This window comes from Paenibacillus rhizoryzae (genome assembly GCF_059686995.1).
The window spans coordinates 173,965-187,449 of record NZ_JCAALT010000002.1 but is presented as its reverse complement, the minus strand read 5'-3'; the positions used below and the strand labels follow the sequence as shown (position 1 = coordinate 187,449).

General features: G+C 49.4%; 12 protein-coding genes. All 12 read left to right on the top strand.

The window, feature by feature from the left end; translation table 11 throughout:
* The first annotated feature begins 204 nt into the window (after positions 1-204).
* The 12 genes from liaF (at position 205) to serC (ending at position 13,391) form a co-directional block, all read left to right on the top strand.
* Positions 205-1,317 carry a cell wall-active antibiotics response protein LiaF gene (gene liaF / locus AC6ESO_RS06145; RefSeq protein ID WP_497090625.1) on the top strand — a complete coding sequence of 371 codons (1,113 nt, stop codon included), beginning with the start codon at positions 205-207 and terminating at the stop codon, positions 1,315-1,317.
* Positions 1,318-1,324: 7 nt separating this feature from the next.
* A complete protein-coding gene (locus tag AC6ESO_RS06140; protein WP_494818440.1) occupies positions 1,325-2,365 on the top strand; it encodes a histidine kinase in 1,041 nt (346 codons plus the stop codon).
* On the top strand, positions 2,352-3,017 hold the full coding sequence (locus tag AC6ESO_RS06135) for a response regulator transcription factor (RefSeq protein ID WP_497090624.1): 666 nt from the start codon (positions 2,352-2,354) through the stop codon (positions 3,015-3,017). Before AC6ESO_RS06140 ends, AC6ESO_RS06135 begins: the two co-directional genes overlap by 14 nt.
* A 60-nt stretch (positions 3,018-3,077) precedes the next feature.
* Positions 3,078-3,491, top strand: coding sequence for a YugN family protein (locus AC6ESO_RS06130; protein ID WP_494818442.1), 414 nt, complete (start codon positions 3,078-3,080; stop codon positions 3,489-3,491).
* A gap of 219 nt (positions 3,492-3,710) precedes the next feature.
* Positions 3,711-5,309, top strand: a complete 1,599-nt coding sequence (locus AC6ESO_RS06125; protein ID WP_497090623.1) for a S1C family serine protease — start codon at positions 3,711-3,713, stop codon at positions 5,307-5,309.
* Positions 5,310-5,478: 169 nt separating this feature from the next.
* Complete coding sequence (locus tag AC6ESO_RS06120) at positions 5,479-6,171, top strand: response regulator (RefSeq protein ID WP_494818619.1); 693 nt, start codon at positions 5,479-5,481, stop codon at positions 6,169-6,171.
* A 4-nt stretch (positions 6,172-6,175) separates the two neighbouring features.
* Positions 6,176-7,657 (top strand): sensor histidine kinase, encoded by a 1,482-nt coding sequence (locus AC6ESO_RS06115; RefSeq protein WP_497090622.1) that lies wholly within the window; start codon positions 6,176-6,178, stop codon positions 7,655-7,657.
* 70 nt (positions 7,658-7,727) lie between these two features.
* Entirely contained in the window at positions 7,728-8,678 is a 951-nt protein-coding gene (locus AC6ESO_RS06110) for a 4-hydroxy-3-methylbut-2-enyl diphosphate reductase (RefSeq protein ID WP_494818445.1), read from the top strand.
* A gap of 20 nt (positions 8,679-8,698) precedes the next feature.
* Positions 8,699-9,208, top strand: coding sequence for a DUF2062 domain-containing protein (locus AC6ESO_RS06105; protein WP_494818446.1), 510 nt, complete (start codon positions 8,699-8,701; stop codon positions 9,206-9,208).
* Positions 9,209-9,352: 144 nt separating this feature from the next.
* Positions 9,353-10,414, top strand: a complete 1,062-nt coding sequence (aroF, locus tag AC6ESO_RS06100; RefSeq protein WP_494818447.1) for a 3-deoxy-7-phosphoheptulonate synthase — start codon at positions 9,353-9,355, stop codon at positions 10,412-10,414.
* Between the two features lie 271 nt (positions 10,415-10,685).
* A complete protein-coding gene (gene glnA, locus AC6ESO_RS06095; protein WP_091220963.1) occupies positions 10,686-12,110 on the top strand; it encodes a type I glutamate--ammonia ligase in 1,425 nt (474 codons plus the stop codon).
* A gap of 192 nt (positions 12,111-12,302) precedes the next feature.
* A complete protein-coding gene (gene serC / locus AC6ESO_RS06090; RefSeq protein ID WP_497090621.1) occupies positions 12,303-13,391 on the top strand; it encodes a 3-phosphoserine/phosphohydroxythreonine transaminase in 1,089 nt (362 codons plus the stop codon).
* Positions 13,392-13,485 lie beyond the last annotated feature (94 nt).

Genomic DNA, 13,485 nt, shown 5'->3' with positions numbered 1-13,485 from the left:
CATTATATAAGTGCTGTGTTAACGATGTCAACGAGTGAAGTGACAAGACCTTACATCAATTTGTCCAATTGGAAAAAGGCGTTCGGCCGCTCCGCCTCCAGACGTAGAAAGGGGTCAACCGAGAGACCCTTTTATGTCACTTGCGGCACCTGTTATACTTGGAGTACAAACCTTTGCAGATGCGATTGGGAGCTGGTGGCGGCAATGAACGGGAATTTTATTAGTCGGTTTATGTGGGGCCTCTTCATTATAGTAATGGGCGTAGGCTTAATGTTGAGACAAAGCGGCGTAGTCGATTTCGATATCGCAATGGTGGTTTCCACTTATTGGCCCTGGATGCTATTGTTCCTTGGTATCCAGGGTATGCTGCAGCGAGCTGTTTACGGGACGGGATCGTTCTTCGGTTCATCCATTATGCTCATTATCGGCTTTGTATTTCTGGGGCGCAATTTAGATTGGTTCGCCTGGTCGGTCGGCGATGTGATGCAATTCGTAGGTCCATTGATTCTTATAATATTCGGTCTGCGAATGATTCTTAAACCGAAAACGAAGAAGAAAGAAGAGATTCCGAGCGATGATTGGAAAGCGTACAACTACAGTCAAATTCATGTAGACATTCCTCCGGCTCCGCCGCTCCATCCGGATCCGACGAAGCCGCCTTCTGATGTGCCTACAGCGAGCGATAGCATCGAGCCGCCTTCTGAGATGAAGGTTCAAATCAACGTGGAGGGCAAGCAAGTCATACCGCCTGTTCGGCCTAACGATGAGTATACGAAGCTGCAGCAGAAGAGACACAAGTGGGAAGAGCATGCAGCCAGAACGAGAGAGCACTTCGAGAAGCATGCACAACAGGTCAAGGACCATCGAGAGCGGCATTTACGAAATGCCAGGAACCATCACCGCAATGGTCGCGTAGAGTGGTGGAATCATGATCCTAACGTACAGACACGATCGGGTTTTATCGGCGACATCTATTTGGGCCAAGATTATTGGGAGCTCAAGCCGATGAATATCTCCCATTTTATCGGTGACACTGTGCTGGATCTGACGAAGGCGCAAATATTGCCTGGTGAAACGACAATCAATATCTCTTCCTTTATTGGCGATGTTAAAGTGTATCTGCCGGACGATTACGAAATCGGCGTGCACGTCGTTTCCAGTGCTTTTATCGGCGATGTCGCGGTGCTCGAACATAAAGAAGGCGGAATTTTTAAGAATATGGATATTGAAACCCCGTATTTTCAAGAGAATGATAAAAAAATCAGGCTCCACGTCAGTACGTTTATCGGTGATGTGCGCGTTACGAAGGTAGGTTGATGCGCGCATGATGGTCCGATTGTTTCGTAACAGTAAGTGGGATATGATTTTGCTTTTCCTGGCTTCATCGACGATATCGGTATTTCTCTGGCAGTTTGGCACCGAATTGACGGCTAAAGGGTACAGCAGGGCGCTGTGGATCGGCGTTGCTGTGCTCTTCTTATTGATCAGTGCCGTCTTCGGTTATTGGGCGGCGCAGCGGATTCAGCGTCAAATGGATCTGCTCGTGCTTGGGCTAAAGCAGGCGGCGCACGGGAACTACAGCTCAAGGCTCCCGGAAGAAGGCTCGTTTACACCCGCGTTTCGCGAGTTCAACGATATGATGGAGTCGCTCGATGAGCGAATGCACTGGATTCAGCGCTCCGGAGAAGAACAGGTCATGAGAGAAACAGCCTCCAATGAAGCGGCGGTACTGGAAGAGCGCAGACGGCTTGCGCGTGACCTCCATGATACGGTTTCGCAGCAGCTGTTTGCTATACATATGTCGGCATCTTCGCTTCCGAAGCTGCTGGAGCTGAACCCGAGCCGGGCCAGTGATGTCATGGAGCAGCTGATCTCCATGTCGTCGATGGCGCAGAAGCAAATGCGCGGGTTTATTGCACAGCTTAGACCGATGGAGCTTGAGGGCAGGTCTCTTCAAGAAGCGCTCGACAAATGGTTCCCGGACTACTGCCGCCAGAATGGGCTGCAAGGTGTGCTCGAATGGCGGGTGCGGGAGAAGCTTTCTGAAGCGAAGGAACACCAATTATTCCTCATTGTCCAAGAAGCGATGGCGAATATCGTGAAGCATGCGGGTGCGCAGACAGCATTGTTGACGGTGGCAGAGACGGAGCGGCAAATTGTAATGACGCTGCAGGACGACGGTGCCGGTTTCCGTGCGGATCAAGTGAAGCGGGGTTCCTATGGATTGTCTACGATGCGGGAGCGGGCCAACAAGCTCGGCGGGGATGCCTCTATCATTAGTAAGCCGGGAAGCGGAACAAGAGTCAGAGTCACATTACCCAATTATTTGAATAAGGGAGAGAACCTTAGCGATGAGCTCAAATAACAGCTGGAAAATAATGATTGTCGACGATCATGATATGGTTCGAGCGGGATTGCGTACGTACTTGATGCTGGACCCGAAATTTGAGGTCATCGCAGAAGCGGCTAACGGAAAAGAAGCGCTGGATATGCTTAAGGCAGGCATCCCTGATGGACCGCCCCAGCTCGTCCTTATGGATCTCATGATGCCGGTGATGGATGGCGTCGAAGCAACTCGCCATATAATGAAGGAATTTCCTGGGCTGAAGATCGTCATGCTGACCAGCTTCCTTGAGGATGAGAAGGTTGTAGCGGCAGTTGAAGCGGGCGCGGTAAGTTATGTGCTGAAGACTGTATCGGCAGAGGAACTCATCTATGCGCTCAATGGAGCGGCTAAAGGAATGCCGGTCATGACCCATGATGTCTCGCAGGCGCTTACGAGAGGACTGCGTCAGCGGAGCACGCAAGGGGCCGATGAAGGGTTGACGGACCGGGAGAAGGAAGTGCTTCTGCTCATCGCTGAAGGGATGTCCAACAAGGAAATTGCGGAAGAGCTTCATATCAGCATCAAGACGGTCAAAACGCATGTCAGCAACCTGCTGATGAAATGCGAGCTGGAAGACAGAACGCAGCTTGCTGTATACGCGCATCGTAAAGGTTGGGTAAAGACGGGATAACAGGCATTCACTCCGGGCAAGCTAACGGTAAACATTAGGCCAGGAGGAGAATATAGAGCGATGATCCCCCTTGAATTCAAGCTGGAATCAAGTGAGAAGGAATTTACGGAAGTCCGAAGCATGCTGGAGGAGCACGAGTTCTCGCTTGGCGGGAATTGGGATTATCAGCATGGCTATTTTGACCGCTACTTGGATGAAGCGCATAAAGTGTGGCTTCGAATGCCTTTTGATGTGATAAACGGCAATATCGACAGTGATACGCAGGACCTCGATGCCAAAATCAGAATGGGGCAGCCATTCGTACTTAAGCATTTGTACAATGAAGGACTGGATAAGCACGCTCAGCCGCGGGCGCTCGGCAGTTTAATTGATCAGTTCCAGGAACCGATTGATCCGGATGCCGAAGTCGAGTCCAAATGGGTGACGAAAGCGAAAGAAGTGCTGGGCGAAGTAGAACAACGATTGCTGCAATGAGAGAGTCGCAGATTGCATCATAACCGGGTGAGGCTGATTATTCAGCCTCACCCGGTTTTTTTATGTTACATTATAACAATTTTAAGTTTGATTTAAGGTAGATTGTGCATGATAGAACTATGAAAGATGAATGATTCGCGAAGACAATCACAAGCAAGAACATAAAGCACTTATTGAAAACTTAACAAACATGGGAAAACATTTGAGGAGGAATAAACAATGGACGATCAAAGCAAAAAAAATAACGGTTATGACGATTTCTTCAACAACGAAAACAACAATAACCCTAACGAGGATAATCGCGATAAAGAACAGTCTTATAACGCTAACGAAGGTAAGCCGCATGAAGAAGCGGACAAGAGCTCGTACTACTATTCATACGGACCGTTCAAATCCGGTGCAGCTGATTCTGAACCACAGCGACCGATAAGCGGCGACGCAGCTGCCGGCGGAAGCTCCGATGGATTGCATAACTCAGTTGAAGTTACGCCGCCTACACAGCTTCGTGCATTCGCGCCTTCGCAATCCGCGGCACGCAGCGGGTGGCAAGTGAAAGAAGCCAAACGCAGTTCATTTAAAGCGATGTTTGCATCCTTCCTAGCCGGCGTAGTCGTTGTTGGTTCACTGATGTTCGTGTCAGACAAACAGAATTGGTTCACGGCAGATCAAGCTTTAACTCAAACCTCAGAGCAAGCGAGCCCTGCTGTTGGTAAAGCGGGCGATGACGGCAAAGTGTCCGCAGCGGCTGATGTGGTAAGACCTAACAATATTGCGCAGCTGTTCGAGAAAGCAAGTCCGGCTGTTGTCAAAATCGAAACCTTCACGAAACAGCGCGCAGGCGGTACGCAAGGCAATTCAATGGATGATTTCTTCAGCCAATTCTTCGGTGACCAAGGCGGCCAAGGACAGGATAATGGTTCCGGTCAAGGCAACACGGATCAAGGCAGCGGCGAATTAACGCCGGAAGGAATCGGCACAGGGTTTTTCTTTGACTCCACGGGCTACATCTTAACGAATCAGCACGTAATCGGCGATGCGGATGAAATTCAAGTAACCGTGCAAGGACACAACAAACCGCTTGTTGCGAAGAAGCTTGGTTCTGACTACAACTTGGATCTAGCGGTATTGAAAGTAGAAGGTACAGACTTCCCGACACTGCCAATCGGCAGCTCCGACAAGATCAACATCGGGGATTGGGTTGTCGCAATCGGAAACCCGTACGGCTTTGACCATACAGTAACAGTCGGTGTACTAAGCTCCAAGGAACGTCCGATCAGCATTCCGGACTCCCAAGGCACACGTCAATACGAGCATTTGCTGCAAACGGACGCTTCCATTAACCCAGGGAACTCGGGTGGTCCATTGCTCAACCTGCAAGGTGAAGTTATCGGTATTAATACGGCAGTAAGCTCGCAGGCACAAGGTATCGGCTTCGCCATTCCAACGAGCACGATTCAAGAAGTGCTTGAGAACCTGAAAGCCAATAAAGAAATTCCGAAGAAACCGGTACCGTTCATCGGCGCGAACTTGGCTGAGATTACGGATGAAATCGCCAAAGAGCTTGGTCTATCGAACAAAGAAGGATCGATCGTTTCGAGCGTCCTGTACAAATCGCCTGCTTATATGGCAGATCTGAGACAATATGACGTAATTACCGGCTTGGACGGCACGAAATACAGCAACCGTGAAGATTTGATCGCCCAAATCCAGAAGAAAGCAGTCGGAGACACGGCTACGCTCAACATTATTCGTAATGGCGAGAAGATGGATCTGAAAGTAACGGTTGGCAACAAGAATGAGTTTGCAAGCCAGCAATAAGCTACAGCAATAGAACAGGTTTACCCGGGCGCAAACAGTCGTTAAGACTGTCTGCGCTTCTTTTATGGAAGAATTCGGACAAGCTGTTTCGTGGGAAACGTATGTTGCGCTATAATATGTAGGCAGCTTTTGGAAGAAAAAACTAGTTGTTTGGTGATGGGGGATTATGATGAGAGCGCATATATTAGTAGTGGATGACGATGATAAAATAACTTCTCTGCTTCGCCGAAGCCTGGCGTTTGAGGGCTACGAGGTCGCGACGGCGAATAATGGACATGAGGGCTTGAAGCAAATGCTCGTAAGCGATCCGGATTTGCTTATTCTGGACGTTATGATGCCGCAGGTGGATGGCTGGGAAGTATGCCGCCGTGTTCGTGAAGGCGGAAGCTCTGTGCCGATTCTGATGCTGACGGCTAAGGACGATATTACAGATCGCGTGCGCGGATTGGATCTTGGCGCGGATGATTATTTGGTTAAGCCGTTTGCGCTGGAGGAATTGCTTGCTCGCGTGCGTGCGCTGCTCAGACGTAAATCCGACAAGCTCGAGGAGAACTCGAGCAGCTTGCAGTTTGAAGACTTGACGCTGGATTTGGATTCGCGCGAAGCGATTCGTGCCGGACGCAGAATCGATCTCACGGCGAAGGAATTCGATCTGCTTCAGCTGTTGATGCAGAATCCGCGGCGAGTGCTGACGCGCGACGCGATTATGGACAAAATATGGGGCTTTGACTACAGCGGCGAATCGAATGTGCTGGAGGTTTACATTGCCATGCTGCGCCAGAAGACGGAAGACGGCAAGAGCCCGCGTTTGATTCAGACGGTTCGAGGCACCGGATACGTGCTTAGAGGCGAAGGAGGCTGATTCCATGTCGATTCGCTTAAGGCTCACGTTATGGTACTCGGTGATTTTGGCGGTTACGCTAATTGCATTTGGGGTCGCGATCTTTTTCTTCGTCAACTACAATACGTACAAGGAAATGAAAGCCAAAATCGAACAGCAGGTCAATGCGATCAATATTACGTCCACACTGGATATGTTCGGTAATTATCAAACGCCTAATTTCGTTATCGGGGATGACGAGATGTTTATCCAAGTTGATAATTATAAGAATGGAGTCGTGAAGACGACATCGAACCTGCGCAGGATCGATCAGCTTCTGCCGAAGCCGGACGTAAAGGAAATCAACGAAAGCTACGAAGGGTTTGAACATGTAAAGGCAGGTCCTTATCCGTTTCTCGTATACCGGCATATTTTGAAGCAAAATAATGAAATATTTGGATTGCTGCAGGTTGCGGCTTATTCGGGCAGGGAAGATAAGTTTCTGACCGAGCTGAAAACGACGTTGATCTCCTCTCTTATTATCGTGGTCCTCATCGCCTTTACGATTGGGTTCTTTCTTGCGCGTCAGGCGCTCCGTCCCATTGAGAATGTCATTCGTGCGAGTGATCGCATCCAGAATGGCTCTGATCTGAGCGTGCGCATTCCAAGAGAGGGGCCGAACGATGAGCTTGGACGGCTGGTCGATACGTTAAACGGCATGCTGGGCCGCATCGAAACGACCTATAACGGGTTGAATGAAGCCTACAAAGCGCAAAGACGATTCGTATCGGATGCTTCCCATGAGCTTCGCACGCCGCTTACGACGATTCGCGGGAATATCGAGCTGCTCGAGCGGATGTGGCTGCCGACGTTGACGCAGGGAACCGATGAAGACGGTCAAGATATGCCTCAATTAAGCGAGCAAGAACGCAGTCGGATGATGCTGACGCGCGAATCGATGCTGGATATTGCAGGGGAAGCCAAACGGATGTCCAGCTTGGTGAATGATCTGTTGTCCCTTGCGCGTGCGGATGCGGGCTACACAATGGAGAAGTCCGTTCAGCCGCTGCTTCCGTTAGTCGAGGATGTGGCGCGCAAGGCGCAGCTTCTTCCAAGAAAAGCAGAATGGAAAATTGGGAACCTAGACGCCATTGCGAACGTAGAAGTATATGCGCATGCCGATTTTCTTCGTCAGCTGTTTTTTATCTTCGTCGAGAATGCATTTAAGTACACGCCGAGCGGAGAGGTTGAGCTGCGTGCGATCGTATCCGGCGATCAAGCCGGCATTATCATCAAGGATACGGGCATTGGCATGGACCATGACCAAGTTCCATACATCTTCGAGCGCTTCTATCGTGCAGATGAATCGCGCGGTGAAACGAGCGGAACCGGCCTTGGATTGTCGATTGCCAAGTGGATTATTGATGAGCATGGCGGTTCGGTCGAAGTTTCGACACGTCAAGGCGCAGGAACGACATTTATCGTATGGCTCCCAATTGCTTTCCACGAGAAGTCGAATGAAGTATAATAAATAGAACTGGGTTTTAATAAAGCCCGTCCGTTGAACACTGGTTTAGCAGGAAAGCAGGTGCAGCAGTATGGAAATTGTGAAGATTTCACCGCGTGGCTATTGCTACGGCGTCGTCGATGCCATGGTTTTGGCATTGCAAACAGCTAAAAATTTAGACTTGCCGAGGCCGATCTATATTTTGGGCATGATCGTTCATAATAGTCATGTGACAGAAGCATTTAAGCAAGAAGGCATTATTACGCTTGACGGCGAGAACCGTTTGGAAATTTTAGAACAGATTTCGAGCGGGACTGTCATTTTCACCGCGCACGGTGTTTCTCCGGAAGTACGCAGACGCGCGAAGGACAGAGGCTTGACGGTTGTGGATGCTACCTGTCCGGATGTAACCAAAACCCATGATTTGATCCGGGAGAAGGTTTCTGAAGGCTACGAAGTCATTTACATCGGCAAGAAGGGGCATCCGGAGCCGGAAGGCGCCATCGGTATTGCACCTGAGCATGTTCATCTCATAGAGCGAGAGAATGAAATCGATGCGCTTGAGCTAAACAGCGATCGAATCATTATTACGAATCAGACGACGATGTCACAGTGGGACATCAGGCATCTGATCAGCAAGCTGCTGAAGACATTCCCGACAGCAGAAATTCACAATGAAATTTGCTTGGCAACGCAGGTGCGGCAAGAGGCAGTTGCGGAACAAGCTAAGGAAGCCGAGCTGTGTATCGTGGTAGGCGACCCTAGAAGCAATAATTCCAATAGGCTTGCGCAGGTTTCGGAAGAGATTGCGGGCGTGCCGGCTTACCGCGTTTCGGATGTATCGGAGATTGATGTGGAGTGGTTGAAAGGCAAGAAGCGGGTAGCTGTAACTTCAGGGGCATCGACACCAACACCGTTAACTAAGGAAGTCATCGCTTACCTGGAGCAGTTTAACGACGAGGATTCCTCTACCTGGGAAGCACGGCGTACAGTCAACATGAACAAACTGTTGCCTACTGTGCGAGTGAAATCGTCGCTGTGAGTGAAAGGGGCGCTACTCAAATGACGACTTCAAGCAAACCGCGCTCGATTAAACGTTGGCTCAAATTAAAATATACGCAGCTTATGCGGGCACCAGGCGGCCCATCGTTTGTGGCACTCGGATTCGCAATCGGTATTTTTGTCGAGATGTTTACATTACCAACCTACGGGCTAGCCTTTTTCCTGATTTTTCCGCTTATCTATATGATGAATGCCAGTTTAGCGGGTGCGTTGATCGGTTTTGTTTTTGGTAAAATAATCTTTATTCCAGTTGCCTTCATCAATAGTATGGTGGGCGGCTGGGTGCTTCCGAACCATATCAAAATTTCGGTGCCCTTCGCACCGGAGTGGCTCGACCACATGCTGCTTGTTAATTTAAAGCTGATTGTGGGCGGAATTATTGATGGTATGGTGCTTGGCGCGCTATTCTATTTCCCCGTGAAGATGACGCTGCAATACGTGGCCAACAAACGCAAGGAGAAAAGAAAGCTTCGCCGCGTCTCCGTTGATGTGAAACCAGTAACGGAATAAATCGAATGACAGCAAGCCGGTCTCTTGACGAGGCCGGTTTTTTCATGTATATTTGCTTTAGCGATTAAAAGCATAAAAGCCTAACAGCATAAAAGCGTCGAAGCGAACACGCGTCTAAGCGTGACAGGAGAGGGAGTCGAACTTATGATCGTAATTACTCAAAATAATGTAACGGAAGAACGGATTGGAGAGATCGTGCACCATATCGAGAGAGCGGGGGTACAGGCGCATGTTTCCCGCGGGACAGACCGGACCGTTATTGGTATCATCGGGAAGGCGGAGCCGACCTTGGCGGAGCATCTTCGTCAAATGAAAGGCGTAGAGAACGTCATCAAAATCTCGAAGTCCTACAAGCTCGCCAGCCGTGACTTCCATCCTGACGACACCATAATTGAGATTAAAGGCGTTAAGATCGGCGGGGAGCATCTAGCCATTATGGGCGGCCCTTGCGCGGTAGAGACACCTGAGCAGATCGACGAGATTGCTAGGCTGGTGAAGGCTGCCGGCGGTCAAGTGCTTCGCGGTGGCGCGTTTAAGCCGCGTACAGGGCCTTACAGCTTCCAAGGCATTGGTGTCGAAGGTTTGGCGATGATGGCGGAAGCGGGCCGTAAGCATGGACTGCTCACGATTACAGAAGTAATGACGCCGGAATACGTAGATATTTGCTGTGAGTATGCCGATATTTTGCAGGTTGGTACGCGCAACATGCAGAACTTCGATTTGCTGCGGAAACTGGGCACTGTGAAGACGCCTGTACTCCTTAAACGTGGCTTCAGCGCAACCTACGATGAATTCTTGAACGCCGCCGAATATATTCTGGCAGGCGGAAATCCGAACGTTATGCTTTGCGAGCGCGGAATTCGCACTTTCGAGACTTACACTCGAAATACGCTCGACTTGGCCGCGATTCCGGTGCTGCAATCACTCAGCCATCTGCCGGTTATTTCGGATCCGAGCCATGGAACGGGACGCCGCGAATTGGTTGAGCCGATGTCGAAAGCCTCTGTTGCTGCGGGAGCGAACGGATTAATTATCGAAATGCATACGGATCCTGATAATTCTATGACGGGCGATGGCGTGCAATCCTTGTTCCCAGACCAATTCGCGAACCTTCTAAAAGATTTGGAGCAGTTGGGGAAATTGGTTGGCAAGCGCTTCGATACTCCTAAGGAGCCGGCTGAATATTTCAATACGTGGATTAAATAATCATTCACGGACTTGTATAATTATCGGGTTTTCGGAAGCTGCGACCTCTCGTTTGTAGAGGCTGCAGCTTCTTGTTTTTGGCGTCAACACTGGGAATTTGAACAATCTGACAATTATGTGAAGTTACCTAACAAATGCTTTAAAAAATACCTTACATGACTATTGACTGTAATAAACCTAAAACCTATAATAACAATCATAGTTTCAGATCAGAAGTTGAACAATTAATGTCCTACACATCGCAAATGTTCGGAAATGGAGGAAATACCTAATGTCAGTTCAAAACGTATTGAGCACCATCAAAGAGAACAGCATCATGTTTGTAGATTTCCGTTTCGTGGATCTTTCCGGCCACGCGCACCACATCACACTTCCTTCGACGGAAGTAGATGCCGAAACTTTTGTTAACGGCGTAGCTTTTGACGGTTCCTCGATCCCGGGTTTCCGCGGTATTGAAGAGTCTGATATGGTTATGATTCCGGACACAGAGTCCAGCTTCATCGATCCGTTTACAGATCACCCAACATTGAATATCATGTGTAACATTCATACGCCGGATGGCGAGCGTTATGAGCGCGATCCGCGCGGCATCGCTCAAAAAGCAGAAGAATACCTGCAAAAATCCGGCGTAGGTACAGCAGCTTACTTCGCACCTGAGTCCGAGTTCTTCATCTTCGACGAAGTTCGCTACGAAAGCAAAATGAACACTTCTTTCTACGAAGTTGATTCCGCTGAAGCTGGCTGGAACACGGCTCGTAAAGAAGAAGGCGGCAACCTTGGTTACAAAATTCCTGTAAAAGGCGGCTACGTTCCGGTTGCTCCTGTTGATTCCCAACAAGACATCCGCAGCGAAATGGTTCGTTTGATGCAAGAATCCGGCCTACGCGTTGAGCGTCATCACCACGAAGTTGCAACAGCTGGCCAAGCTGAAATCAACTTCCGTTTTGACACATTGACTAAAACTGCAGACAACCTGCTGAAATACAAATACATCATCAACAACGTTGCTCGCCAATGGGGCAAAGTTGCAACATTTATGCCTAAACCGCTTTTCGGCGACAACGGCAGCGGTATGCATGTTCACTCTTCGATCTTCAACGGCGATTCCCCGCTGTTCTATGAGAAAGGTGCTTATGCAAACCTGAGCCCACTGGCTATGCACTACATCGGCGGAATTTTGCACCACGCACCAGCGTTGATCGCAATTACAAATCCGTCGACGAACTCCTTCAAGCGTCTGGTTCCAGGCTACGAAGCGCCAGTTAACCTTGTATTCTCGAAGGGTAACCGCTCTGCTGCAATCCGTATTCCGGTTGCTGCAGTTACGCCGAAGGGCTGCCGTATCGAGTTCCGTACACCGGACTCCACAGCTAACCCTTACCTCGCATTCGCAGCGATGCTGCTTGCAGGTCTTGACGGTATCAAGCGCAAGCTGGACCCAGTTGCTCTTGGTTATGGTCCTTTCGACAAAAACATCTATGATCTTCCGGATGAAGAGAAGAAAGAAATTCGCTCGGTTCCGGGAACGCTTGATGAAGCGCTTGACGCTTTGGAAGCTGACTCCGAATTCTTGACTGAAGGCGGCGTATTCTCCAAAGACTTCATCGACAACTTCGTACAACTGAAGCGTGCTGAAGCGAAAGCTGTTGCAATCCGCGTTCATCCGCACGAGTACAGCCTATACTTCGACTGCTAATCCGAACTCATTCTACAAATTACTTTCAGCGAGCTCTCTCACGGAGAGCTCGCTTTTCATTATCCGTAAAAATTGCTAAATCCGAATATTCGTAATAAAACTGTTGGTTTTTGTTCGACTTTTTACACTTGATGCAAAGCGTGAAACTTGCTATCATACTGATAAGCAAATTGAAGAGTGGAGTGAGCTACAGTGACGAATCGTGCGTTTAATTTTAATGCCGGACCAGCGGCATTGCCGCTGGAAGTATTGCAGCAGGCACAACAGGAATTTATTGATTATGCGGGTGCAGGCATGTCCATTATGGAAATGTCCCATCGCAGCAGCATTTTTGAAGAGGTCAATGACGGTGCGCAATCGCTCCTTCGCGAATTGTTCGGAATTCCAAGCCATTATAAAGTATTATTCCTGCAAGGCGGGGCAAGCACGCAATTCGCTATGATCCCGATGAATTTATTGGGCGCCGGCCAAACCGCAGCATTCGTAAACACAGGAAGCTGGGCTGACAAAGCAATCAAGGAAGCGAAGCTGTTTGGTGAAACGGCGGTTGTAGCTTCATCGGAAGCAGATAAGTTTAATCGTATTCCGGACCTAAGCAACCTCCAAATCCCGACAAATTCGGCCTACCTGCATATTACGTCGAATGAAACGATTGAAGGCACGCAATATGCGGCTTATCCGGAAACAGGTGATGTGACGCTGATCGGCGACATGTCGAGCGATATTCTAAGCCGTCCGGTTGATGTCAGCAAATTCGGCATGATCTATGCCGGTGCACAGAAGAACCTGGGACCATCGGGCGTAACGATTGTTATCGCACGTGAAGATTTGATTTCGGAGAGCCCGAAATCGATCGCGACGATGCTTCGCTATGATACGCATGTGAAGAACAATTCCCTTTACAATACACCGCCATCTTTCTCTATTTATCTGGTGGGTCTAATGTTGAAATGGGTGAAGGAGAGAGGCGGCGTTGCAGCGATGGAGCAATTCAATCGCGACAAAACAAAGCTGATCTACGATACGATCGATAACAGCGGCGGCTTCTACCGCGGCTTTGCAGACGCGAATAGCCGTTCGTTGATGAACATCACATTCCGTCTTGGTACGGAAGAGCTGGAGAAGCAGTTTGTGAAGGAATCCGAGAAACAAGGTTTTGTTGGCTTGAAAGGCCACCGGAGCGTTGGCGGCTTGCGTGCTTCGACTTACAATGCTGTGCCGCTTGAGAGCTGCAGAGCACTCGCGGATTTCATGGGCGACTTCCAGAAGCGCAACGGCTAGCAGTATAGAAACCGATAGTTTGCTCTATAGGACAAAAGCAAGAAGACCGCCGGCTCTTCCATTCGTGGAAGGTCGGCGGTCTTCTTGAGTGCAT